This window comes from Paraburkholderia hospita (assembly GCF_002902965.1).
GTDB lineage: Bacteria > Pseudomonadota > Gammaproteobacteria > Burkholderiales > Burkholderiaceae > Paraburkholderia > Paraburkholderia hospita.
In genome coordinates this window covers 1652709-1676242 of sequence record NZ_CP026107.1, presented here as the reverse complement: position 1 = coordinate 1676242, position 23534 = coordinate 1652709, and the positions used below count along the sequence as shown (strand labels likewise).

Sequence of the window (23534 nt, the reverse complement as noted above, 5' to 3'; positions counted from 1 at the left end):
GGACGACCCCGAGTAGCAGACGCGCATCGCATGCGTCCGCACGATCAACATGATGTGAATAAAGTTGCCAGCAATCGACCTGGCCGGATGCGATGTAGCGCACATTGCGCAGTATTTGTGTGATGAGGAAAAACGCGAGGTTATGCTTTTTCGATATCGGTGCTCTGCGCTGCGATCGATGTCCCGAAGTGTGGGTCAACGTGGGCGTCAGCGCGGCGTCCAAGCGCGGCAGCAAGCGCGTCGCGATCCAGACCGCCTTCCCACGCCGACACGACGATTGTCGCCACGCCATTGCCGACGATATTCGTCAGCGCGCGGCACTCGGACATGAAGCGGTCGATACCGAGTATCAGCACCATCGCCGCGACGGGCACGGTCGGCACGACGGAAAAACTCGCGGCCAGCGTGATGAAGCCCGCGCCCGTCACGCCCGTCGATCCTTTCGATGTCAGCATCGTCACCAGCAGCAGCGTGATTTCCTGTGTGACGGTCAGGTGCGTGTTGGTCGCCTGCGCGAGAAACAGCACGGCGAGCGTCATATAGATGTTCGTGCCGTCGAGATTGAACGAGTAACCCGTCGGCACGACGAGCCCGACCACGCCGCGCGGGCAGCCAAGCCGTTCGAGCTTTTCCATCAGCTGAGGCAGCGCCGCCTCGGACGTCGACGTGCCGAGCACGATCAGCAGCTCGTCACGGATATACACCAGGAAGCGCCACAGGCTGAAGCCGCACATCCGGGCGACCACGCCCAGCACGATCGCGACGAACAGGGCCGCCGTCAGATAGAACGAGCCGATCAGCTTGAGCATCGGCAGCAGGGAGACGATGCCGTAGCGGCCGATCGTGAACGCCATCGCGCCGAACGCGCCGATGGGCGCGAGGCTCGTGATCATATGCACGATGCGAAAGAACGCTTTCGACAGCGTCTCGACGAGGTTGGTCACGGGCGCGGCCTTGTCGCCCAGCACGGCCAGCGCGGAGCCGAACAGCATCGCGATCACCAGCACGGGCAGGATATCGCCTTGCGTCATCGCGCCGGCGAAGGTGTCGGGGATCGCGTGCATGACGAACGCGACGATGCCGTCGCCATGCGCGGCCTGCGCCGCGTAGCTCGATACGGCGCTCGCATCGAGTGTCGCCGGATCGACGTTGAAGCCGCTGCCTGGTTTGAGCACGTGTGCGGCAACGAGACCGATCGCGAGCGCGAGCGTCGACGCGGCCTCGAAATACAGCAGCGCCTTGCCGCCGACGCGTCCGACCTTCTTCATGTCCTGCATGCCGGCGATGCCCGTCACGACCGTGCAGAAGATCACTGGCCCGATGACCATCCGCACCAGTTTGACGAACATGTCGCCGAGCGGCTTCAGCGCGACGGCTTCATGCGGCGCGAAGTGTCCGAGCAGCACGCCCGCCGCGATGGCGAACAGCACTTGTACATAAAGAACCTTGTAGAACGGTTTGCGCTTCATGTCTCCTCCGTTTTTCGGGGCAAAGCGGGGCCGTTCCCTTCTGCAGTCGGAAGGGAATCGGCGTGTCTGAACGTGAAAAAGTGGCGCGGCTGTCGAAGCCGCTATGGCGATGGCGGCGCGGCTTTCATAGGACTTGTGCCCATGCGCGCCGCGCGAAATGCGCGCGCTCGAACGCCTCGATATCGTGCAGGGACGCGAGCGTCAGATCGATCGTGTCCATGCCTTCGATCACCATTTGCTTGTGGCGCGCGCCGAGCGGGTACGTGTAGGTCTGTCCGTGTGCAGCCGTCACGGTTTGCCGTTCGAGATCGATGCGGAGTTTCGATTCAGGCGTTTGGGTCGAAGCCTGCACGAGTGCATCGATTGCTTCGCGTTCGAGTTGCACGAGCAGCAGCCGGTTGTTCATCGCGTTGGAGTAGAAAATCTCCGCGAAACTCGGCGCGATTACGGCTTGAAAGCCGTATTGCTGCAAGCCCCACACCGCGTGCTCGCGGCTCGATCCGCAGCCGAAGTTCGCTCCGCCGATCAGAATGCGCGCGCCGTCCCAGGCGCGCTGATTGAACACGCAGTTGGCGCGCGGCACGCCTTGCGCATCGAAGCGCAAGTCGTACAGCAATCCATCTGCAAGACCGGCCTTGTCGACGATGCGCAGGAACTGCTTCGGCATGATCTGGTCGGTGTCGAGGTTGTCGATGGGCAACGGCGCCGCCGTTCCTTCGATGATGGTCAAGCGGTTCATCGCGCGTGTATCTCCAGTGTGCGGACATCGGTGATGCAGCCGGTCAGCGCGGCTGCTGCTGCCATCACGGGACTCATCAGATGCGTGCGGCCGCCGCGTCCCTGGCGTCCTTCGAAATTGCGGTTCGTCGTCGATGCGCAGCGCTCGCCTTCGTCGAGCATGTCGTCGTTCATCGCGAGGCACATCGAGCAGCCCGGCTCGCGCCATTCGAAGCCGGCGTCGATGAGCGTCTGCGCGATGCCTTCCTGTTCGGCTGCGCGGCGCACGCTGCCCGAGCCGGGCACCACCATCGCGCGCACGCCTTGCGCGACGTGCTTGCCGCGCACGATCTGCGCGACGCTGCGCAGGTCTTCGATGCGCCCATTCGTACACGAGCCGATAAAGACGCGATCGATCCGCGTGCCGGCCAGCGGCTGTTGTGCTTGAAGTCCCATGTAGTCGAGCGCGCGGCGCAGCGACGCGGCAGCTTCGCGCGAAGGCTGTTCGGCTTCGCCGGGGATGCGCGCATCGATCGCGATGGCCTGGTCGGGGCTCGTGCCCCACGTGACGAACGGCGCGATGTCGCGCGCGTCGAAACGGTGTTCGGCGTCGAAGTGCGCGTCGTCGTCGGAGCGAAGGGTGTGCCAGTCGTCGAGGGCGGTTTGCCACGCTGTTTCGTCGAGCGTGTTGGCATGCGCGTGCACATAGTCGAAAGTGGTCGCGTCGGGTGCGATCAGCGCGGCGCGCGCGCCGGCTTCGACGGTCATGTTGCACAAGGTCATGCGCGCTTCCGCGGATAGCGAAGCGATGGTCGATCCCGCGAATTCGACGGCATAGCCGCGCGCGCCTTGTGCGCCGATCCGGCTGAGCAGCCAGATCACGACGTCTTTCGATGACGTGCCATAAGGCAGCGCGCCATCGATCACGATGCGCATGGTTTGCGCGAGCCGGTAGACGAGGGTTTGCGTCGCGAGCACATGCTCGACCTCGGACGTGCCGATGCCGAAGCCCAGCGCACCCAATGCGCCGTACGTGGTCGTGTGGCTGTCGCCGCAAAGCACGACCATGCCGGGCCGCACGAGTCCCATCTCGGGCGCGACGATGTGCTCGATGCCCTGCATCGGATCGTTCGCGGCGAGCAGGCGGATGCCGGCGCGCTCGCAGTTGCGGCCGAGATTCTGTGCGAGCACGAGCGATGCGGCGTCGCGGATCACGCGCGGCGTTTCAGCGTGAGTTGGAATGATATGACTGACGACGGCGAGTTGCTGCCGTGGCCTGCGCACCGCGCGGCCACGCGCTTCGAGCGCGCTGAAGGCCTGCGGGCTGGTGTACTCGTTCATCAGATGCAGATCGACGTACAGCAGCACGTTCTGTTCGTCGATGCGCGAGACGAGATGTGACTCGACGAGCTTCTGGTAGAGGGTTCGTTTCGACATGGTGATGTGGGGTTCTTTGTGTTGGAGTCACGTGCCAAGAAAGGGCAGCACGCGGTCCAGGAAAAGTTGCGGCGCTTCTTCCGGGATGTAGTGGCCGCAGGGCAGTGCTTCGCCTTGGACTTGCGGTGCGTATGGCCGCCACTCCGCAAGCGGCTCGAAGCATTGCTCGATCACGCCTTGCGCGCCCCATAGTGCGAGAAAGTCGCACGTGATCTGCTCACGCGCGGCGAGCGTCGCGCGGTCGTGTTCGAGATCGATCGTGACGCTCGCGCGGTAGTCCTCGCAGATGCCATGCGCGGTAGCGGGATCGGACAGACAGCGCAGATAGTCGGCGTAGGCTTCGGTCGTGAACGGCGCGAGGCCCGCGCTGCGCGCGCCGATCGTCTGCTTCAAATAGAGGTCCGGGTCCGCGCGGATCAGCGTCTCCGGAAACGGCGCGGGACGCACCAGCATGAACCAGTGCCAGTAAGCGCGGGCGAAATCGAACGAGGTTTTCTCGTACATCGCGAGCGTCGGCGCGACGTCGAGCGTGACGAGGCGCTCGACGGCGTCGGGGTGATCGAGCGCCATGCGCGCGGCCACGCGTCCACCTCGGTCATGGCCGATCACCGCAAACGACGCGAAGCCGTGAGCGCGCATCAATTCAACCTGATCGAGCGCCATGCGGCGCTTGGAGTAGTTCGCGTGATCCGCCGCGCCTTGCGGCTTGCCGCTGTCGCCGTAGCCGCGCAGGTCGGCGGCGATCACGGTGAAGTGGGCGGCCAGTGTGGGCGCGACCTTGTGCCAGATTGCATGCGTCTGCGGGTGGCCGTGCAACAGCAGCAGCGCGGGCCCGGTTCCGCCCTTGATTGCATGAATGTTGATGCCGTCGATGTGGGCCGACGCATCCGTGAATCCTTCGAACATCGTTGTCTCCCAAGGTTGAATCGAGTCTAATTGATGCCTTGAGAGATAGGGTTTCCGCAAAAGCATTCCGGTCGTAACTTAAAGGAACGAATCGTGACGGACGTTGGGAGACAGTGAAAATGGACGGCTTTTCGGATCTGAATCTGTTTGCGCTGGTCGCGCGGCATCGCAATCTGGCGGCAGCGGCGCGCGAGCTTGGCGTGACGCCGCCGGCTGTCAGCAAGCGCCTGGCGCAACTCGAACGGCGGCTGGGCGTGCGCCTGATGAACCGCACGACGCGGCGTCTGAGCCTGACGCCGGAAGGCGAGCTATATCTCGCGAACGGTTCGCGGATACTCGACGAGTTGCAGGAACTCGAACAGCTGGTGACGCGCAGCCGCGCTGAGCCGGCGGGGTTGCTGCGTGTGAATGCTTCGTTCGGTTTCGGCCGTGCGCGGATTGCGCCTGCGATTTCCGATTTCGTTGCGCGTTTTCCGTCGATGAAGATTCAGCTTCATCTGACCGATAGGCCGATGAGTTTGCAGGAAGAGGGTTTTGATCTTGGCATCCGGTTTGGCGAGGTGCCTGATGCGCGTGTCAATGCGCGTTTGTTGATGAAGAACCGGCGCATCGTGTGCGCGTCGCCCGACTATGTGAAGCGTCATGGGATGCCTTTGCTGCCGCATGATCTGACGCGGCATGCGTGTATTGTGCTGCGCGAGAATGAGTCGGCTTATGGGACGTGGCATTTTTCGCGCGGCAAGCGCGTGGAGACTGTGAAGGTGGATGGGCCGCTAGCGAGTAATGATGGCAGTGCAGTGCTGCACTGGGCGCTTGAAGGGCGTGGTGTGGTTGTGCGTTCGCAGTGGGAGATTGGGGAGTATCTGGAGCGGGGCGCGCTCGTGCCGCTTTTGGTTGATTGGGCGTTGCCCAGTGCGGATATTCATGCGATTTATCTTGAACGTAATCAGCTTTCCGTGAAGCTGCGGACGTTTGTTGATTTTCTTGGGGAGTATTTGCGGGCTTCCCCGCGGTGAGTTTTTTTTGCGCCTTCGCGGCGCGGGCGGTTTGGTTTTTTTTGCCTTCGCGAGGCGGGGTTTTGCTGCGCACGCTGTTTGGTTTATTTGCCTCGGCGCTGGCATCCGCGTTACGGTGTTTGCTGTTCAAGCGTCGCCCCTGTGCTTTTGCCTCTGCGCTGGCATCCGCGTTATGACGTACCCCTTCACGCGTTGCCCCTGTGCGGGGCGGCACCTACTTTTCTTTGCCGCCGCAAAGAAAAGTAGGCAAAAGAAAGCGGCTAACACCGCCAGTTCTTGTGTTTGCCTGAGGGCCCCTACAGGGTCTTACGCTTCACACGGCAGCCTTTCTGTTTGCGTGCGTTGCCAACGCTTTGAATGTGCGCCTCACCCGCTTCGAATACCCGTACTCGGGCCAGCGGCAGCGAATGGTATGTGCCGCCCAGGTGGCAAACTGTGTGTAGGTTGTCGCGTCGTATAGCCTGGCGCTCTTACAGGGTGGAACGCGTGCGCTATCGGTCCGGAGTGAGGCGTGTGTAGCGCTACGGCCTACACACAGTTTGCCACCTGGGCGGCCGTGGAATATCTGGCACGGCATGGTGCAGCGCGGGTGTGTGAAGCGGGTGAGGCGCACCGCAAGAGCGCTGGCAACGAACGCTGAACAAGCAGGTTGCCGTGTGAAGTTAGGGACCGGTTGGGGGCCCTCAGGCAGGAAGAAATGTTGGCGGTGTGAGCCGCTTTCTTTTGCCTACTTTTCTTTGCGGCGGCAAAGAAAAGTAGGTGCCGCCCCGCACAGGGGCAACGCGTGAAGGGGTAAGTCATAACGCGGATGCCAGCGCAGAGGCAAAAGCACAGGGGCGACGCTTGAAGCACGAAGGCAATACGCGGATGCCAGCGCAAACCCCAAAAAAGCCAAACCGCGTGCGCAACAAAACCCCGCCTCGCGAAGGCAAAAAACCAAACCGTCCGCGCCGCGCAGGCGCATCCAACAAAAAAGCTGACCTTCAGTGTCAGCCCGGATGCGTGATCTCAGCCGCTTCCTGCGTCGGCTCGCGATACCCGAGCCTTGCCGACACAGCAGCCCCCGCAGCCTTGAGCAAAGCCACATAGTGCAACTTGGTATCAGCCCCACACCGCATAGTCGGAAACGACACAGAAAGCCCCGCAATCACACGCCCAAACCGATCAAACACAGGCACAGCCAGGCATCGTAAGCCTTCCTCCTGCTCCTCGATATCCTCACCATAACCCTGCGCCCGCACCTGCGGCAGAATGCTCATCACCGCATCGGCAGAAGCGAGCGTCTTCGCAGTCGACTTGCGAAACTCGATATGCGACAACACCTCGCGCGCTTCAGCAGGTTCCATCCACGCAAGCAACACCTTGCCAATCGCCGTGCTATGCAACGGATTACGTCGCCCGATGCGCGACTGCATCCGCAGCCCATAATCGGCGTCGATCTTGTGGATATAGATAATCGCGTCTTCGTCAAACGTGCCGAGGTGCACGGCCTCACGCGTCGCGCCCGCAATGCGCCGCATCTCGATATCAGCCTCGCGCACGAGATCAACGCTTTCCAGCGCCTTCGCACCGAGTTCGAACAGCCGGATGGTGAGGTGATAGCGCTCGGTCTCGACCTCTTGCGTCACATACCCAAGCGCCTTCAGCGTTTGCAGCACGCGATGCACAGTCGTCTTCGATAGCGAAAGCCGTTGCGATAGCTCGCTGATGCCAATCTGCCCGCTGTCGCCAATCGCGCCGAGGATCGCGAACACGCGCGCGATCGACGACAGCGATTCGCCCTTATCGGCGGCGTCCACGTCGGACGTGAGCGGGGCGGCGGCGCGCTTGCGGGGCGCGGTGGCCGTGGTCTTGAGTTTGTCGATGGCTGCCATAGTGTCTGCGCAGCGGTTGCCCGCAGCGTCTTTCCACAACGATGTTGCTGATCGCCGAAATATACCGCGTGCGCCGCGCAATTCACATCAAATCACATCACCGCGCAAGCCAGCCGCCGTCGACGGCGAGCGTGTGGCCATGCACATAGTCCGAAGCCACCGACGCGAGAAATACAACCGGGCCCGCGAGATCGTCGGGTGTGCCCCAGCGTCCCGCCGGGATGCGCGCGACGATCTCGCTGTTGCGCTGCTCATCGTCGCGCAGCGCCGCCGTGTTCGATGTCGCCATGTAGCCCGGCGCGATCGCATTCACGTTGATGCCGCGCGCCGCCCATTCGTTGGCGAGCAGGCGCGTCAGTCCGAGCATGCCGCTTTTCGACGACGTGTACGACGCGACGCGGATGCCGCCCTGGAACGACAGCATCGATGCGACGTTGATGATCTTGCCGCGCTTGTCCTGCTCGACGAAATGACGCGCGACGGCCTGCGCAAGAAAGAACGCGCTCTTCAGGTTCACGTTCATCACGGCATCCCAGTCGTCCTCGCTGAACGTGAGCGCGTCCGCGCGCCGGATGATGCCGGCATTGTTCACCAGCACATCGATGCGCCCGCAGGCTTCGAGCGCGGCGCGCACGATGTCGTCGATGGGCGCGATGTTCGACAGGTCCGCGCTCACGCCGACGTAGCGGCGGCCCAGTGCCTTCACCTGTTGCGCGGTGTCGCTGTCGTCCGAGCGGCTCACGCCGACGATGTCGCAGCCCGCGGCCGCGAGCGCGCGTGCCATGCCCGCGCCGAGTCCCGTGTTGCTGCCCGTGACGAGCGCGACCTTGCCGCCGAGATCGAAGGGATGCGGAGGGTGTGAAGGGTGCGAAGGATGCGAAGGATGCGAAGTCATGCGCGATTCCTGATCGATGAAAACCTGCGTTGCATTAGCGCAGATCGCGCACGGCGAGATGGTCCATGTCGCTGAACACCTGGTTTTCGCCGACCATCCCCCAGATGAACGTATAGGCCCGCGTGCCGACGCCCGAGTGAATCGACCAGCTCGGCGAGATCACGGCCTGCTCGTTGTGCACGAGAATATGCCGCGTCTCCTGCGGCTCGCCGAGCATGTGGAAGACGGCGGCATCGTCGGCGACGTTGAAGTAGAAATACACTTCCATGCGCCGCTCGTGCGTGTGGCAAGGCATCGTGTTCCAGAGGCTGCCAGGTTCGAGCTTGGTCATGCCCATCGACAGCTGGCAGGTGGGCAGCACTTCGGGAACGATGAACTTATAGATCGTGCGGCGGTTGCTCGTCGCGGGATCGCCGAGCGTTTGCGGCGATGCTTCGGCGAGCGTGATGGTGCGCGTCGGAAACGTGGCCTGCGCTGGCGCGCAGTTCAGATAGAACTTCGCGGGATGCGCGGGATCGTCGCTGCCGAACGTCAGCGACTGCGTGCCCTTGCCGACAAAGATCGCTTCCTCATTGCGCACGGCAAAGCGCTTGCCATCCGCCTCGACCCAACCGTCACCACCGATATTGATCGCGCCGAGTTCGCGCCGCTCCAGCAGATAACTGACGCCGATCGATTTACCGAGCGAGCTGGGCACTTCGACGGCGCGCGTCTGCGGAAACGCACCGCCAACGATGATCCGGTCGATATGGCTATACGTGAGCGCAAGCGCATCCGGTTCGAACACCTTCTCGACCAGAAACTCTTTTCTGAGGCCGGTTGTGTCGAGCGTCTTCGCGTATTCGCTGTTGATGCTCTGCCTGACTTCCATGTCTCCTCCGCTGCTGGGCGGCACGCTGGACGCCGCGTCCGGGTTGATTGTGCGCGCAGTCTAGCATGATCGGAACGCCGGTCCGAAATAAAGAAAATGTCAAATATCCATATTCCGGGAGAGGTATTGTTAAAGCAGGGTAAACGATTAATCTCGACACTAACAAAAACGGAACATCGTTCCTTTGTCGATGCTATAGTCCGCGGACAGGTGGATGTAGCCGGACCATACCGGACCTTTCCGCCGTTCCCATCACCGGCCTGGCGTCGTATGGAGGAGACATGAAACTGAAGAAGGCAATCGACCGCGTACCAGGCGGTCTCATGCTGATACCGCTGTTGCTCGGCGCTTGCGTACATTCGTTCGCGCCCGGCGCCGGCAAATACTTTGGGTCGTTCACGAACGGCCTGATCACGGGCACTGTGCCGATTCTCGCCGTGTGGTTCTTCTGCATGGGCGCGACCATCGATCTGCGCGCCACGGGCACCGTGTTGCGCAAGTCGGGTACGTTGCTCGTCACGAAGATGCTGGTCGCGTGGCTCGCGACGATCATCGCGTCGTCGCTGCTGCCTATCGACGGCATCAAGACAGGATTGTTCGCCGGGCTGTCGGTGCTGGCCATCACCACGTCAATGGACATGACCAACGGCGGGCTCTATGCCGCCGTGATGCAGCAATACGGCACGAAGGAAGAAGCGGGGGCGTTCGTGCTGATGTCGATCGAATCGGGGCCGCTCGTCAGCATGATCATTCTCGGCGCGACGGGCGTCGCGTTCTTCGAGCCGCGGCTGTTCGTCGGCGCGGTGCTGCCGTTTGTCATCGGCTTCACGCTCGGCAATCTGGATAGCGCGCTGCGCGAACTGTTCGGCCGCTGTGTGGTGCCGCTGATTCCGTTCTTCGGCTTTGCGCTCGGCAACGGTATCGACCTGAACGTGATCGTCAAGAGTGGCATTCCGGGCGTGCTGCTCGGGCTGGGCGTGATCGTCATCACGGGCATTCCGCTGATTCTCGCCGACCGCTATATCGCGGGTGGCAATGGCGCAGCGGGCCTCGCGGCATCATCGACGGCGGGCGCGGCGGTGGCCAATCCGTCGATCATCGGCGAGATGATTCCGCACTTCAAGCCAGTGGTGCCGGCAGCGACGGCGATGGTCGCGACCGCGTGCCTCGTCACGGCGATCCTCGTGCCGATTCTCACGGCGACGTGGTCGAAGCGCGCAAGGCTGAAAGCAGGCGAGAGCGCGCGGATGGAGGAGGACGACGCAGGGCCGTTGCCTCAGCCGCTCGGCGCGCACGAATAAGCGCATAGGCGACTCACAAGCAACGCACGCGCTGCAAGCAAAACGGCGCGAACCGGCAGATCAGTTGAGCCGGTTCGCGCCGTTTTTGTTTATGGCTGTCGAATGAGAGGCCGTTCAGATCTTCATGCGTGGCCCGCGGCATGCGGCCGGCCGATCACCAGGTAATGCGCGAGCGCGATCACCGGGAAAGCCGTCGCGACGCTTGCCACCAGCGTCCAGCCGCCGTGATCGTAGAGCGGGCTGGCAAGCGCCGAACCGATCGCGCCACCGACAAAGATGCTCGTCATATACAGCGCGTTCAGCCGGTTGCGGCTCGCGGCGTGCAGCGCGTAAATCTCGCGCTGGCCGAGCACCATATTCATCTGCACCGCGAAGTCGAGCACGACGCCCGTCACGACGAGACCGCCAACGCCCCACGCCGGATGGAGCAGGCCAGGCGTATAGGCCAGCGCGCCGACCACCAGCGCGATCAGCGTCGCGCGCACCGTGTGGCCCGCGTCGGCGAGCCGGCCCGCGATGGGCGCCGACGTCGCGCCGATTGCGCCGACCAGCGCGAACACGGCGATCGCCGTCTGCGACAGCCCGTAATGGCGCGTCAACTCGACGGGCACGGCTGTCCAGAACAGGCTGAACGAGCCGAACATCAATGCCTGATACAGCGCGCGATGACGCAGCACAGGCATCGTGCGAATCAGATGGCCGAGCGACGCGATCAGTTGAGGATACGTCGCCTGATGCGAGGGCTGGCGCTTCGGAATCGTCAGCGCGAGCACGGTCGTGACGATCGCCATCAGCACGGCAGCCGAGCCGAACACGACACGCCATCCGAAGTGACCCGCGACGATGCTCGAAATGGGCCGCGACAGCAGAATGCCGAGCAGCAGCCCGCCCATGATCGTGCCGACGACGCGTCCACGCGTTTCATCTGGCGCGAGATGCGCGGCTAGCGGAATCAATATCTGCACGGCGACGGAGCTAAAGCCGATTAGCAGCGAGACCGCGAGGAAAGCACCCGGTGCGTGCGTGAACGACGCAGCCGCGAGGCTCGCAATCGATACCAGCGCCGTCGCAATCATCAGCTTGCGGTTCTCGAGCAGATCGCCGAGCGGCACGAGAAAGAACAGGCCGAGCGCGTAGCCGATCTGCGTGAGCGAGACGATCAGGCTCGCCATGCCGCTCGACATGTGGATCGACGGCGCGATCAGTTCGGTGATCGGTTGCGCGTAGTACAGGTTGGCGACGATCGCGCCGCAACTGAATGCGAATAGCGCGATCAGGCCGCGTGTTAGCCCGGTGGCCGTGTCGCTGCGTGCGAGCGTCGAGGAACTGCTGGACATGCTGACTCCTTTTTCTTTAGCCAATGGTTGGCTATGACCTGAATGCTTGCGGTGCGTGTTGTGTTTCAGTGTTGCCTTGCAGCATAGCGAATTGCAGTGAACGCTGCGCATGGCGTGTATTCGGTGCGTGTGCAAGCTTTGCGTAATCGGATGAAGCGCCGGTGGCATCTGGGCGTTGCGCTGGTATCCGCGTTGTGTTTTTGGTGCTTCCAGTGTTGCGTTTGCGCGGCGCAAGCTGTGCGGTTTGCTTGTGGTTTCGCTGGCATCCGCGGTTTGTTAGCGTGCTTCACGCGTCGCCCCTGTGCGGGGCGGCACCTACTTTTCTTTGCCGCCGCAAAGAAAAGTAGGCAAAAGAAAGCGGCTAACACCGCCAACATTTCTTCTTGCCTGAGGGCCCCCAAAGGTTCCTACGCTTCACACGGCAATCACGTGACTCATGCTCGTTGCCAGCGCATTGAAAGAGCGCCTCACCTGCTCCACTCTCCCGCGTTGCGGCACGCCGTGCCAGATATTCCGCCGCCGCCCAGGTGGCAAACTGTGTGTAGGCCGTAGAGGCACACACGCCTCACGTCGGACCGATTGCGCATGCGTCCCACCCTGCAAGAGCGCTAACGCGTACGCCGCGACAACCTACACACAGTTTGCCACCTGGGCGGCGCATACCATTCGCTGCCGCTGACCCGTTATACGAGTGCCTGAAGCTGGTGAGGCATTCATTCAAAGCGTTGGCAACGGGCACCAACCAGGGCACTGTCGTGTGAAGCGTGGGGACGTTGGGGGCCCGCGGATAAGAACACGTGCTGGCGGTGTTAGCCGCTTTCTTTTGCCTACTTTTCTTTGCGGCGGCAAAGAAAAGTAGGTGCCGCCCCGCACAGGGGCGACGCGTGAAGCACGCTAACAAACCGCGGATGCCAGCGAAACCACAAGCAAACCACACAGCTTGCGCCACGCAAAGCCGAATACACAACGCGGCTGCCACCAACACAGATTAGCCGTTGTAACGCAATGTTTGAATAGGCGCTGAGTGCAAACGTCCGTTGCGTGGAGCGCAATCGTCTTCGTGGGCATAATCGCCCGCATGGACAAACTGCTCGCGTTGAACACACTGCTCGAAGTCGCCGATGCGGGCGGTTTCGCCAAGGCCGCGCAGCGCCTCGGCGTGGCGACGTCGTCGGTGACGCGGCTCATGGATGCGCTCGAAACATCGCTCGGCACAGCCTTGCTCACGCGCACGCCGCGCAAGGTCAGCCTGACGGACGCGGGCACCGCTTACGTCGAGCAGATATCGAAGGTACTCGACGATCTCGCCGAGGCCGACGAGAGCATTCTCGACAGCGGCGCTGCGCCCGTCGGCGCGCTGCGTATCACCGTGCCGTCCGCCTACAACCGTGTGCAGCTCGCGCCGCATCTCGCCGCGTTTCTCGCCGAATATCCGCGCGTCGCGCTCGATGTCGTGGTCGCCGATCACTACGCAGACCTCGCGCTCGATCGCATCGATGTCGCCGTGCGAATCGGCATGCTGACGCGCGATCCAAATCTCGTCGTGAAGAAGCTCGCGGACAATCCGCGCTATCTCGTTGCGAGCCACGACTATCTGCAACGCGCGGGCACGCCGCCGACGCCCGCCGCGCTCGCCGAACACGAATGTCTGCGCATCGCGTATGGCGGCAGTTATCGCGCGCGACAGGTGTGGACGTTTAGCCGGGGCGCGGAACACGAGCGTATTGATGTGCGCGGACGGCTTATTTCGAACAGCCTGGAGATGCTGCTCGAAGCAGTGCTCGCTGGGCAAGGGCTGGCGTTGTTGCCGGACTGGCTCGTCAATCACGAGATCAACGCGGGGCGTCTGATGCGCCTCTTCGCGGACTGCAATGTGACACCGCAGAACGACGAGGCCGTCGTGTATGCCGCGTATTTGCCCAACCGCCGTCATTCGAGCAAGGTGAAAGCGCTGCTGCGTTTTCTGGAAACGCGCGTCGGCGGCGCGACGGAAAGCGCGGCTTGAGCGCTTTGTTGACCAGCGGTTTTCTCTTTTCTGCGCGCGTGCGCTATCGCGTAATCAACGCTTGACACCGCTTTCGATCCGTCCGACCATTGTGTCCACAATACGATTTTAAAGTCCATAATATGGACGAAATCTTCGGAGACACAATGACAGCCCCAACAAACGGCGTCGATGCGATGACGCCTTATCAGCTCCCCAATCCGCCCGAAGCGCTGCGTGAGATCGTCGTGAAATCGGCGATTCCGCAGGATGAACGCGTGTGGGTCCCGCAGGGAGAAAACGTCTCGTTCCGGCCGCTGTGTCTGAACGTGTCGAGCGGTTACTGGATGAATCTGCTGCGCGTGCGCAAGTCGGGCGTGCTGAGCCGCCATCGTCATCCGCAGGCGGTGCACGGCATGGTGCTCAAGGGGCGCTGGCGTTATCTGGAGCACGACTGGATTGCGACGGAAGGTAGCTACGTGTTCGAGCCGCCGGGCGAAACGCATACGCTCTATGTACCCGAAGACGTCGAAGAAATGATCACGTACTTCCAGGTCAACGGCGTCATGTACTACTGCGATCCATACGGTAACTACACCGGCTACGAAGACGTATTCACGAAGCTCGACATGTGCCGCGCGCACTACGAGCGCGTCGGACTCGGCGCGAACTATGTCGACCAGTTCGTGAGGTGAGTGGTGAATGCGCCTTTCGAATTGCGCCGCGCGTCGTACGACTTCACGGGCGCGGTGGCCGTCGTGACGGGCGGTGCACGCGGGATCGGCGCGGAGATTGTGCGCCGGCTCGTGGACTGCGGCGCATCCGTGGCCGTGTGGGATCGCGATACGGATGCTTCATTCGCTGATAGCCCGCGCATCGCGTGTTTTGCAGTCGATATCGTGGACATCACATCAGTAGAGCGCGCCGCGCAGGCGACGCTCGAACGATTCGGCGGCGTCAACGTGCTCGTCAATAACGCGGGCTACGCAGGACCGACGATGCCACTCGACGAATACGATCCTGCCGAATGGTCGCGCATCGTCGATGTGAATCTCAAAGGGACGTTCAACGTGTGCCGGCAACTGGTGCCCACGCTGCGCCGCGCGCGCGATGCGCGCGTCGTCAACATCGCGTCGCTCGCGGGCAAGGAAGGCACACCGAATGCGTCGGCATATAGCGCCGCGAAAGCGGGCGTGCTGGCGCTGACGAAGTCGCTCGGCAAGGAACTGGCGCAAGGCAACGTGCTCGTCAACGCCATTGCACCCGCAGCCGTGCGCACGTCGCTGCTCGAACAGATGTCACCGGCGCATGTGCAGACGATGATCGACAAAAGCCCGATGAGGCGTCTCGGCGAGCCGGACGAAGTCGCTGAACTGACGTTGTGGCTCTGCTCGTCGTCATGCACGTTCAGCACGGGCGCGGTATTCGATCTTTCCGGAGGACGCGCCACTTACTGATTCACCGGCAACCCCATTCCATTTACGCAGTAACTTCCACACAGACTCACAAGAGCAACGGAGGAGACATACACATGCAAGCAAAATCACCGCGCCTGAGGCGCATTCAATGGATCGCGCTAACGTTCCTGACGCTGGCGGGCATCGTCAATTATCTGGACCGCAGCACGCTGTCGATCGCCAATCATTCGGTGAGCGGCGAGCTTGGCTTGTCGGCGTCGCAAATGGGGCTGCTGCTGTCGGCCTTTTCGTTTGCGTACGCGTTTTCGCAGCTTCCCGTCGGCGCGATGCTCGACCGCTTCGGCGCGCGTGTGATGCTCGGCCTCGGCATGTTCGTGTGGTCGTGCGCGCAGCTGTGCGGCGGCCTCGTGCATACGTTGCCGCAGTTTCTCGCGGCGCGCATCGCGCTCGGCATCGGCGAAGCGCCGCAATTTCCGGCGGGCGCGAAAGTGGTCAGCGAATGGTATGCGCTGCGCGAACGTGGTCGCCCGACGGGCATCTTCACCACCTCGTCGACGATCGGACCGGCGCTCGCGCCGCCCATTCTCACCGTGCTGCTGCTGTCGTTCGGCTGGCGCTGGATGTTCGTCGTGATGGGCGTGCTCGGGATTGCGGTGTCGATTGGCTGGTACCTGATCTATCGCAACCGCGCCGACATCACCCTCGAACCGAACGAGGTGAAGCATCTGACGGAAGAAGAGCCGCTCGCGCGCGCGGAACGCAAGATGACGTTCGCCGAATGGCGCGGCCTGTTCGGCAACGCGACGACCTGGGGCATGATCTTCGGCTTCATGGGCGTGATCTATATGGTGTGGCTGTATCTCACGTGGCTGCCCGCGTATCTGGAACACGAACGGCATCTGACCATCGCGAAGACTGGCTGGGTCGTGTCGATTCCGTACATCTTCGGCACGCTCGGCATGCTGTCGAGCGGTTTCGTCGCCGATGGTCTGATGGCGCGCGGCATGGCGCCGATCCGCAGCCGCAAGTGGCCGATCTGCTGCGGCCTGATCGGCGCGGCCGTGTTCACGGTGCCCGCCGCGTTCACGCCGACGCTGACGCTCGCAATCGTGTACCTCTCTCTGGCGATGTACTTCGTCAACCTGGCAAGCGGCGCGGCATGGGCGCTCGTCAGCGTGGCCGCGCCGCGGCACCTGGTGGCGTCGCTGGGCAGCATCCAGAACTTCGGCGGCTATTTCGGCGGATCGTTCGCGCCGTTCATCACGGGCGTGGTCGTCGACAAGACGCATTCGTTCGTCAACGCGTTTCTGATCAGCGCGGGCGTCGCGTTCGCGGCGGCGCTCGTCTACATGTTCGTCGTGCGCGTGCCAGTCGCCGAGCGCGCGGACGAGGGCGCGACAGCTGAAACCCGCATGACTCACTCCTGAACTTCATCAATCGATATGACGTTTCAACACGATCTGTTTGCTGGCAAGACGGCTGTCGTCACGGGCGGCACGCAAGGCATCGGCGCGGGCATCGCGCGTCAACTCGCTGCGCTCGGCGCGCGCGTGATCGCGGCGGGGCTCGCGCCGACCGACGAGCAACGCAGCGCGCTCGCCTCCGACGGCATCGAAGCGATGCTGCTTGACGTCGCATCGAAAGAGAGTGTCGATGCGCTGTTTGCGTCGTTGACCTCGCTCGACATGCTGGTGAATTGCGCCGGCGTGATCCGCCGTGGCGACGAACTCGACCCCGAAGTATTCGCGCAGGTGATCGACGTGAACCTCACGGGCACGATGCGAGCGTGCGCGGCGGCGCGGCCGCTGTTGCGCGCGCAGGGCGGCGCGATCGTCAACACGGCTTCGATGCTGAGCTTCTTCGGCGGCGGACTGGTGCCGGCCTACAGCGCGAGCAAGGGCGGCGTCGCGCAACTGACGAAGTCGCTCGCCATCGCGTACGCGCCCGACCGCATCCGCGTGAATGCGGTAGCGCCGGGCTGGATCGCCACGCCTTTGACGCAGTCGCTGCAGCAGAACGACGAACGTTCGAAGGCGATTCTCGATCGCACGCCGCTCGGTCGCTGGGGTTCGCCCGACGACATCGGCCCGGCCGTCGCGTTTCTGTGCTCGCCGGGCGCGTCGTTCATCACGGGCACCGTGCTGCCCGTCGACGGCGGCTATCTGGTCGCGTGACGGCACGGCGCCGCGCCTCGCTATAATCGCGTCGCCTTTCACGTTCATCAAACGACCATGCCGACACCCGCCGCCGATGCGCTCGAAGCCGCACGCGCCACAGGCACCGCCGCCTTTTCGAAGTTCATGTCGGTGCTGCAGTTGATCGCCGATGCGAAGGATGCGCCCAGCGTGCCGCAACTGGCGGCGGCGAGCGGCTTTCCGCGTCCGACGGTGTATCGGATCGTCGGCGCGTTGATGGCCGAAGGGCTGGTCGTCGAAAGTTTGCGCGGCGGAACCTTTGAACTCGGGCCACGCCTGATGACGCTCGCCAGCCGCAGCTGGGAGCGCTCGGATGTGCGCGTCGCGGCGGCGGACGCGTTGCAGGCGCTGCGCGACGCGACGCAGGAAACCGTGCACCTCGCCGTGCGCAGCGGCAGCGAGATGGTCTACATCGAAAAGCTGGAAAGCCCGCACGCGGTGCGCATGGCGTCGCGCATCGGCACGCGCGTGACCTTGTATTCGAGTTCGGTCGGCAAGGCGTATCTCGCGGCGCTGGACAACGCGGCGCGCGATGCGGTGCTCGAAGGTCTGACGCTCACGCGCTTCACGGCCAATACGATCGTCGAACCGGATGCGTTGCGTGCCGAACTGGACGAGACGCGCGAGCGCGGCTACGCGGAAGACCGCGAAGAAAACGAACCGCAGATCTTCTGCTATGGATGCGCGATTCGCGCCGCGGACGGTTTGCCCATTGCGTGCATCAGCGTGAGCATTCCGCTATTCAGGCGCAACGACACGCCTTTGGAAACCTATGTCGAGCCGCTGCGCGCCGCGTGTGCGGCTGTTGCCGAGAGGCTAGGGCCTGCGCCGCGTTCGGCGGGTTGAGGCCGCTGAAAACTGCACCGCACGTTTCTGTCAAAACCCGGCCACGCCGCGCGTTTTCAACGCGTAAGGTCCGCGCGTCAACTGTTCCTTCAGAAACTCCACGCACACGCGAATCTTCGCGGACGATGACGCGCGCGCCGACGTCACGGCCCAGACATCGGCGGGTTGCTGGTGTTGCGGCAGCACGCGCACGAGCGCGCCCGATTCCAGGCTCGATGCGACGTCCCAGATCGACGCCATGATCACGCCATAGCCTTCGAGCGCCCAGCGTTGCACGATGTCGCTGTGATTCGACGCGATCGGGCCTGTGACCTTGACCGACTTCTCGCCGTCCGGCCCCGTCAGGCGCCACACGCCGAAGCGCTGGTCGCGATCGCGAAACAGCAGGCAATCGTGCTGCGCGAGATCGGCGAGCGTGCGCGGCGTGCCCGCACGCTTCAGGTAGGCAGGCGACGCGCACAGGATGCGCGCGCTGTCGACGATCTTGTGCGCGATCAGATGCGGCTCCTGGATGTTGCCGACACGCACGTCGATATCGAAGTTTTCACCGACGAGATCGACGCGCCGGTCGAGCAGTTCGAGCCAGATTTCGAGCGCGGCATAGCGCTTTCTCAACAGCATGAGAATCGGCGATACGTGGTCGCGGCCGAGGCGCAGGCTCGTGCTGATGCGGATCACGCCGCGCGGATCGCTCTTCAGCCCGGCGAACGCGTCGGACATGCCTTGCACGTCGTCGAGGATTTTTTGCGCCCACTGGAACGCCGCTTCGCCGTCGCTCGTTACGCTGACGCGACGGGTCGTGCGTAAGAAGAGCTTCACGCCTAGACTCTTTTCGAGCAACGCGATGCGCTTGCTCACGTGCGACGGCGAGATGCCCATTTCGGTCGACGCGGTGATGAAGCTCGCCCGGCGGGCGACGGTGCAGAACAACTGAAGATCGCGCAGGAAGCCGTCATTATTGGCTAATAGCGCATGATGATTTTCCATTCGGCTGCATTGTGTTGGTGATTGGCACGAGTAATCTAGTCTCAATTCACGAAGACGTCCAATCCCTGGGCGCTAAACACGACGAAATCATGAGACAAATGCAGCTTGCCGTCGCCGGCGCCGGGCTTATCGGCCGACGTCATATCGAACTGATCCAGCAGAGTCTGCGTTGCCGCCTGGCTGCAATCGTCGATCCGGGTCCCGCCGCGCAGGAAGTGGCGAAACAGGCCGACGTGCCGCTCTTTCGCACGCTCGGCGAACTGTTCGCCGCCAGCCGTCCCGATGGCGTGGTGCTTGCCACGCCGAACCAGTTGCATGTCGAGCAGGCGTTCGAATGCATCGGCGCGCGTATTCCTGCGCTGATCGAGAAGCCCGTCGCGCATACACTCGATGAAGGCGAACGCCTGCGCGCCGCGGCTGATGAGGCCGGCGTACCGCTTCTGGTCGGCCATCATCGAGCGCACAGCCCGATTCTCGCGAAGGCGCGCGAGATCATCGGGGAAGGGCGGATCGGAAAGGTTGTCGGCGTGATGGGCAGCGCCGTGTTCTTCAAACCCGACGAATACTTCGACGCCGCGCCGTGGCGGCGCGAGGCGGGCGGTGGCCCGATCCTCATCAACATGATTCACGAGATCGGCAATCTGCGTTCGTTGTGCGGCGAGATCGTCGCGGTGCAGGCGTTCGCGTCGAACGCGGCGCGCGGGTTTGCCGTCGAAGATACGGTGGCGATCAATCTGCGGTTCGAGAATGGCGCGCTCGGCACGTTTCTGTTGTCGGACACGGCGGCTTCGCCGCGTAGCTGGGAACAGACCTCGCAGGAAAACAAGAGCTATGCGTCCTACGACGACGAAGACTGCTACGTGATCGCGGGCGACATGGGTTCATTGTCGGTGCCCACGATGCGCCTGAAGACCTACGCTACTAAAGAAGAGCGCTCGTGGTGGAAGCCGTTCCAGGTGTCCACTGCGAGCATCGAGCGAACGGACCCGCTCGAGCGGCAACTGGATCACTTCTGCGACGTGATTGAAGGCAGCGCGCAGCCGCTCGTCACCGTGCGCGATGGCCTGCAAAACCTGCGCATTACGGAAGCCATCGCGGAATCGGCTCGAACCGGCGCGATCATCGATACGCGAGTCAGCGCGACGGTCTGATGCTCTGATCTCGAACCAACGGAGGACACATGAAAAAAGTACTGATGCTGCATGGGATCAATCACAACATGTTCGGCAAGCGCGATCCGGCGCAGTACGGCACGGTGACGCTCGCGGAAATCGACGGTGCCTTGCAGGCGCTGGGGCGCGAGTTGAATGTCGAGGTCGAAAGCTATCAGACCAATCATGAAGGCGACATGTGCGAGCGCATTCACCAGGCATTCACTGACGGCGCGGACGCCGTGCTGATCAACGCCGGCGCATGGACGCACTACAGCTACGGGATTCGCGACGCGCTCGCGATTCTGACCGTCCCTGTCGTCGAGATTCATATGTCGAACATTCATGCGCGGGAGCCGTTTCGCCATCAATCGGTTTTCGCGGAGATCGTGAAGGGCCAGATTTGCGGGTTCGGCGTGGACAGCTATCTGCTGGGTTTGCGCGCGGCGGTTGCCGCGCTTGCGTAGTTTCGAGACTCCGTTACTTCGCGTCAGGTACACGGCTTGCTCAAGTGGTTGGACGTCGCCGCGCAAGCAGCCCGGGACCATAACTCAAGCAACGGAGGTCGGAACATGCTTTATTACGCCTTGGTTTTCTTCGTCATTGCGCTGATCGCTGCTGTATTCGGCTTCGGCGGGATTGCAGCGGGAGCGGCCGGCATCGCGAAGATCCTGTTCGTCCTGTTCCTCGTCATCTTTATCGTCACGTTGCTCATGGGTGTCGTGAGACGCTGACGTTATCTCGGGCCCAGGCGGACCACTTCCGGTTCGCCTGGGCCCGATCTTCGATCTTCGTATGACCGACCCGGTCGCGGATGCAACGTCCGCGTGATGTGTCTTCGCTGCCTTGCGAAGATAAAAGTGTTTTGCCATCCAAACATCAATTGGTACTTCTTCCCGCAATGTGCCTTCTATAAGGCCAATCGGTTCGATTGCGCGAATCAGCCCTTAAATACGCCCTTTTCTACCGTTTTGGAAATGGCATAAGCCTGGGCATAATGCGATAGACACACAGCGGTCGAAAGAGGGACGCATAAGCGTGTCTTTTTTACCGACGTCATTGCACGAAAGAACTGGTCCCTTCCTCGTTCGCGGCTGCGGCCACATTCCAATCCAGTCCCGTTACGCGCATCGCGCGCGCGTGCTCCGTTTTATTTTGTCCGCGCAAATGCGCGTCGGCCACGATGTGGCCCGTTTTAGGAATCAACTGATGAAACCGGCAAAGAACACGTTCTGGTCGCGCTACGGCCGCTATGTAATGCTTGGCGTGACCGCGACGGCCTTCGCGGCGCTCGTGACGTTCCTGCATCTGCGTCACGATCAGCGTAACGTGCAAGGCTCGCCGGTACTGACGGGCGTCGCGAGCGAAATGCGCAAGGACACGACGGCGTGGACACATCAGGAGCGCGATGCGTCGGAGATGCTGCGCGACATTCGCGAGCACAACGTCACGGCAGTCGGCGTGAGTCCGAATGCGATTCTCGTGTCGACGGCAGATGGAGCGAAGTACTACGTCACCGATCACAACGGCGCCTTCTCGAATGCGCTGCTGCTGGGCGAAATGAAAGCGGATGCGCATTCGCCGTATCAAATGGTGTATCTGCCGGACGCCGACATTCACACCGGCTCCGCGCGCTGGATGGATGCTTTTGACAAAGCTCGTGACGCGATCAGCGTACTGCTGCCGCTGCTGTTGATCGGCGGACTCGTGTGGTTCATGCGCCGCGAAATGACGAGCGGCGCGCGTCTGCTCGAAAGAACGCCGGCGCTTTCATTCGAAGACGTGATCGGCGCAGGCGAGGCGAAGGCCGCGCTGTCCGACATCCAGGCCTATCTGACCAATCCGAAACAGTTCACGGGAATGGGCGTGCGCGCGCCGTGCGGCATCCTGATGACGGGTGGACCGGGCGTCGGCAAGACGCGTCTCGCACAGGCGCTCGCGGGCGAGTGCGGCGCGAATTTCATTTCGATCACGGGCAGCTATTTCAGCGCGAAGTACTACGGCGTCGGCATTCAGAAGGTCAAGCATCTGTTCGAACTCGCGCGCAAGAACGCGCCGACCGTCATCTTCATCGACGAAGCCGATGGCCTCGCGAAGCGCACCGATACGGGCGGCGGGCCCGTCGAAGCCGAGAGCAATCGCGTCATCAACCAGTTGCTCGCGGAGATGGACGGCTTCGAATCGAACGAGGGCGTGATTATCGTCGCGGCGACGAATCACCCGGACAATCTCGACGAAGCGTTGCGCCGTCCTGGCCGTTTCGACCGCACGGTGCAGGTGCGTCTGCCCGATCTCGAAGATCGCGCGGATATCATCCGCTTCTATGCGGAGCGGCTGACCTCGAAGGCGGACGATATCGATTTCAATCAGCTCGCGCGTTTGACCACGGGCCTGTCGCCCGCGACGCTCGCGATGGTGGTCAATCAGGCTGGACTTGTCGCACGCAAGGCGGGCGACAACACAGTGGCCGCGAAGCATTTCGTCGAAGCGATCAAGATTGCACGTATCGGCGATGTGAACGGCGCGGAACGTGCGCTCACGGAAGAAGAGCGCACCCGTATTGCCGTTCATGAAGCCGGACACGGACTCGTTGCGGCCCTGCTTGACACGGGCATCCTCGAAGAAGTGACGATTCTGCCGCGCGGCGGCGCATTGGGCGTCGCGCTGATCACGAAGACGCAGGACAAGCACCTGTACCGCGAAACCGAAATGCGCAACGAGATTCAGGTGCTGCTGGGCGGGCGCAATGCCGAATTGCTGATGTTCTCGGAAGCGTCGAGCGGTGCCGCGTCGGACTTGCAGGAAGCCTCGCGCATCAGCCTCGACATGGTGTCGAAGTTCGGCTTCAACGCGGACGGCAATCTGTTCAGCCTGGCTGCGCTGCCTGCGCAATACGCGGGTTTGCAGATGAAGGGCGCCATCGAGCACGCGAACATCCTGCTCAAGGATCTGAGCGACGCATGCTATGCGCTGCTGCGCGACAACGAGCCCGTGCTGCGAGCCATTGCCGACCAGTTGCTCGAATCGGAGACGGTGCCGGGTGAAACGGTTTACCGGTTGATCGAAGCGCACAAGACGAGCCGCGACGGCTTGCATCTGGCGGAGCAGCCGGAAGCAGCGTAAGCGATTC

General features: G+C 62.6%; 21 protein-coding genes. 12 read left to right on the top strand and 9 right to left on the bottom strand.

Going from position 1 to position 23534, the window contains the following annotated elements:
• Positions 1–140 precede the first annotated feature (140 nt).
• From C2L64_RS40860 to C2L64_RS40845, 4 genes are all read right to left on the bottom strand, one after another.
• Positions 141–1469, bottom strand: coding sequence for a dicarboxylate/amino acid:cation symporter (locus C2L64_RS40860; RefSeq protein WP_007578968.1), 1329 nt, complete (start codon positions 1467–1469; stop codon positions 141–143).
• A gap of 124 nt (positions 1470–1593) precedes the next feature.
• The gene (gene leuD / locus C2L64_RS40855; RefSeq protein ID WP_007578967.1) at positions 1594–2208 is read right to left on the bottom strand and encodes a 3-isopropylmalate dehydratase small subunit; all 615 of its coding nucleotides are present in this window, start codon (positions 2206–2208) and stop codon (positions 1594–1596) included.
• Positions 2205–3623: a 3-isopropylmalate dehydratase large subunit gene (gene leuC, locus C2L64_RS40850; protein WP_007578966.1), complete on the bottom strand. Its 1419-nt coding sequence runs from the start codon at positions 3621–3623 to the stop codon at positions 2205–2207. The genes leuD and leuC overlap by 4 nt, the downstream gene beginning before the upstream one ends.
• Positions 3624–3650: 27 nt before the next feature.
• Positions 3651–4529: an alpha/beta fold hydrolase gene (locus tag C2L64_RS40845; RefSeq protein ID WP_007578965.1), complete on the bottom strand. Its 879-nt coding sequence runs from the start codon at positions 4527–4529 to the stop codon at positions 3651–3653.
• 119 nt (positions 4530–4648) lie between these two features.
• Between C2L64_RS40845 and C2L64_RS40840 the strand changes: the two genes are divergently transcribed.
• Positions 4649–5545 carry a LysR family transcriptional regulator gene (locus tag C2L64_RS40840; RefSeq protein ID WP_007578964.1) on the top strand — a complete coding sequence of 299 codons (897 nt, stop codon included), beginning with the start codon at positions 4649–4651 and terminating at the stop codon, positions 5543–5545.
• A gap of 989 nt (positions 5546–6534) precedes the next feature.
• On the opposite strand, the gene kdgR is transcribed toward C2L64_RS40840, so the two are convergent.
• From kdgR to kduI, 3 genes are all read right to left on the bottom strand, one after another.
• Positions 6535–7419 (bottom strand): DNA-binding transcriptional regulator KdgR, encoded by an 885-nt coding sequence (kdgR, locus tag C2L64_RS40835; protein WP_007578963.1) that lies wholly within the window; start codon positions 7417–7419, stop codon positions 6535–6537.
• A gap of 97 nt (positions 7420–7516) precedes the next feature.
• Positions 7517–8314, bottom strand: a complete 798-nt coding sequence (kduD, locus tag C2L64_RS40830; RefSeq protein WP_007578962.1) for a 2-dehydro-3-deoxy-D-gluconate 5-dehydrogenase KduD — start codon at positions 8312–8314, stop codon at positions 7517–7519.
• A gap of 34 nt (positions 8315–8348) precedes the next feature.
• On the bottom strand, positions 8349–9185 hold the full coding sequence (gene kduI / locus C2L64_RS40825; RefSeq protein ID WP_007578961.1) for a 5-dehydro-4-deoxy-D-glucuronate isomerase: 837 nt from the start codon (positions 9183–9185) through the stop codon (positions 8349–8351).
• Between the two features lie 281 nt (positions 9186–9466).
• On the opposite strand from kduI, the gene kdgT reads away from it, so the two are divergent.
• Complete coding sequence (gene kdgT / locus C2L64_RS40820; RefSeq protein ID WP_007578960.1) at positions 9467–10486, top strand: 2-keto-3-deoxygluconate transporter; 1020 nt, start codon at positions 9467–9469, stop codon at positions 10484–10486.
• Positions 10487–10608: 122 nt separating this feature from the next.
• On the opposite strand, the gene C2L64_RS40815 is transcribed toward kdgT, so the two are convergent.
• Complete coding sequence (locus tag C2L64_RS40815) at positions 10609–11823, bottom strand: MFS transporter (RefSeq protein ID WP_007578959.1); 1215 nt, start codon at positions 11821–11823, stop codon at positions 10609–10611.
• A 1078-nt stretch (positions 11824–12901) separates the two neighbouring features.
• Between C2L64_RS40815 and C2L64_RS40810 the strand changes: the two genes are divergently transcribed.
• From C2L64_RS40810 to C2L64_RS40785, 6 genes are all read left to right on the top strand, one after another.
• Positions 12902–13828 carry a LysR family transcriptional regulator gene (locus C2L64_RS40810; protein WP_051058149.1) on the top strand — a complete coding sequence of 309 codons (927 nt, stop codon included), beginning with the start codon at positions 12902–12904 and terminating at the stop codon, positions 13826–13828.
• Positions 13829–13974: 146 nt separating this feature from the next.
• Positions 13975–14502 (top strand): 2,4'-dihydroxyacetophenone dioxygenase family protein, encoded by a 528-nt coding sequence (locus C2L64_RS40805; protein ID WP_007578957.1) that lies wholly within the window; start codon positions 13975–13977, stop codon positions 14500–14502.
• Positions 14503–15264: an SDR family NAD(P)-dependent oxidoreductase gene (locus C2L64_RS40800; protein ID WP_007578956.1), complete on the top strand. Its 762-nt coding sequence runs from the start codon at positions 14503–14505 to the stop codon at positions 15262–15264.
• Between the two features lie 74 nt (positions 15265–15338).
• Positions 15339–16652 (top strand): MFS transporter, encoded by a 1314-nt coding sequence (locus C2L64_RS40795; RefSeq protein ID WP_007578955.1) that lies wholly within the window; start codon positions 15339–15341, stop codon positions 16650–16652.
• 15 nt (positions 16653–16667) lie between these two features.
• Positions 16668–17399 (top strand): SDR family NAD(P)-dependent oxidoreductase, encoded by a 732-nt coding sequence (locus C2L64_RS40790; protein ID WP_007578954.1) that lies wholly within the window; start codon positions 16668–16670, stop codon positions 17397–17399.
• 57 nt (positions 17400–17456) lie between these two features.
• Positions 17457–18266, top strand: a complete 810-nt coding sequence (locus tag C2L64_RS40785; RefSeq protein WP_007578953.1) for an IclR family transcriptional regulator — start codon at positions 17457–17459, stop codon at positions 18264–18266.
• Positions 18267–18296: 30 nt separating this feature from the next.
• On the opposite strand, the gene C2L64_RS40780 is transcribed toward C2L64_RS40785, so the two are convergent.
• On the bottom strand, positions 18297–19253 hold the full coding sequence (locus tag C2L64_RS40780; protein WP_007578952.1) for a LysR family transcriptional regulator: 957 nt from the start codon (positions 19251–19253) through the stop codon (positions 18297–18299).
• An 89-nt stretch (positions 19254–19342) separates the two neighbouring features.
• Between C2L64_RS40780 and C2L64_RS40775 the strand changes: the two genes are divergently transcribed.
• From C2L64_RS40775 to C2L64_RS40760, 4 genes are all read left to right on the top strand, one after another.
• Positions 19343–20404 carry a Gfo/Idh/MocA family protein gene (locus C2L64_RS40775; protein ID WP_039900037.1) on the top strand — a complete coding sequence of 354 codons (1062 nt, stop codon included), beginning with the start codon at positions 19343–19345 and terminating at the stop codon, positions 20402–20404.
• Positions 20405–20433: 29 nt separating this feature from the next.
• Positions 20434–20871 carry a type II 3-dehydroquinate dehydratase gene (aroQ, locus tag C2L64_RS40770; protein ID WP_007578950.1) on the top strand — a complete coding sequence of 146 codons (438 nt, stop codon included), beginning with the start codon at positions 20434–20436 and terminating at the stop codon, positions 20869–20871.
• Positions 20872–20976: 105 nt separating this feature from the next.
• Positions 20977–21138 (top strand): DUF1328 domain-containing protein, encoded by a 162-nt coding sequence (locus C2L64_RS40765; RefSeq protein ID WP_007578949.1) that lies wholly within the window; start codon positions 20977–20979, stop codon positions 21136–21138.
• Between the two features lie 475 nt (positions 21139–21613).
• Positions 21614–23527, top strand: coding sequence for an AAA family ATPase (locus tag C2L64_RS40760; protein WP_007578946.1), 1914 nt, complete (start codon positions 21614–21616; stop codon positions 23525–23527).
• Positions 23528–23534: the final 7 nt, after the last annotated feature.

Coding starts and splice junctions, on each gene's coding strand:
- C2L64_RS40780 (WP_007578952.1), bottom strand. CDS start 19,253: ATGGAAAATCATCATGCGCTATTAGCCAATAATGACGGCTTCCTGCGC.
- C2L64_RS40790 (WP_007578954.1), top strand. CDS start 16,668: ATGACGTTTCAACACGATCTGTTTGCTGGCAAGACGGCTGTCGTCACG.
- C2L64_RS40845 (WP_007578965.1), bottom strand. CDS start 4,529: ATGTTCGAAGGATTCACGGATGCGTCGGCCCACATCGACGGCATCAAC.
- C2L64_RS40765 (WP_007578949.1), top strand. CDS start 20,977: ATGCTTTATTACGCCTTGGTTTTCTTCGTCATTGCGCTGATCGCTGCT.
- kdgT (WP_007578960.1), top strand. CDS start 9,467: ATGAAACTGAAGAAGGCAATCGACCGCGTACCAGGCGGTCTCATGCTG.
- C2L64_RS40775 (WP_039900037.1), top strand. CDS start 19,343: ATGAGACAAATGCAGCTTGCCGTCGCCGGCGCCGGGCTTATCGGCCGA.
- C2L64_RS40760 (WP_007578946.1), top strand. CDS start 21,614: ATGAAACCGGCAAAGAACACGTTCTGGTCGCGCTACGGCCGCTATGTA.
- leuC (WP_007578966.1), bottom strand. CDS start 3,623: ATGTCGAAACGAACCCTCTACCAGAAGCTCGTCGAGTCACATCTCGTC.
- C2L64_RS40815 (WP_007578959.1), bottom strand. CDS start 11,823: ATGTCCAGCAGTTCCTCGACGCTCGCACGCAGCGACACGGCCACCGGG.
- kduI (WP_007578961.1), bottom strand. CDS start 9,185: ATGGAAGTCAGGCAGAGCATCAACAGCGAATACGCGAAGACGCTCGAC.
- C2L64_RS40795 (WP_007578955.1), top strand. CDS start 15,339: ATGCAAGCAAAATCACCGCGCCTGAGGCGCATTCAATGGATCGCGCTA.
- aroQ (WP_007578950.1), top strand. CDS start 20,434: ATGAAAAAAGTACTGATGCTGCATGGGATCAATCACAACATGTTCGGC.
- C2L64_RS40860 (WP_007578968.1), bottom strand. CDS start 1,469: ATGAAGCGCAAACCGTTCTACAAGGTTCTTTATGTACAAGTGCTGTTC.
- leuD (WP_007578967.1), bottom strand. CDS start 2,208: ATGAACCGCTTGACCATCATCGAAGGAACGGCGGCGCCGTTGCCCATC.
- C2L64_RS40840 (WP_007578964.1), top strand. CDS start 4,649: ATGGACGGCTTTTCGGATCTGAATCTGTTTGCGCTGGTCGCGCGGCAT.
- C2L64_RS40810 (WP_051058149.1), top strand. CDS start 12,902: ATGGACAAACTGCTCGCGTTGAACACACTGCTCGAAGTCGCCGATGCG.
- kdgR (WP_007578963.1), bottom strand. CDS start 7,419: ATGGCAGCCATCGACAAACTCAAGACCACGGCCACCGCGCCCCGCAAG.
- kduD (WP_007578962.1), bottom strand. CDS start 8,314: ATGACTTCGCATCCTTCGCATCCTTCGCACCCTTCACACCCTCCGCAT.
- C2L64_RS40805 (WP_007578957.1), top strand. CDS start 13,975: ATGACAGCCCCAACAAACGGCGTCGATGCGATGACGCCTTATCAGCTC.
- C2L64_RS40785 (WP_007578953.1), top strand. CDS start 17,457: ATGCCGACACCCGCCGCCGATGCGCTCGAAGCCGCACGCGCCACAGGC.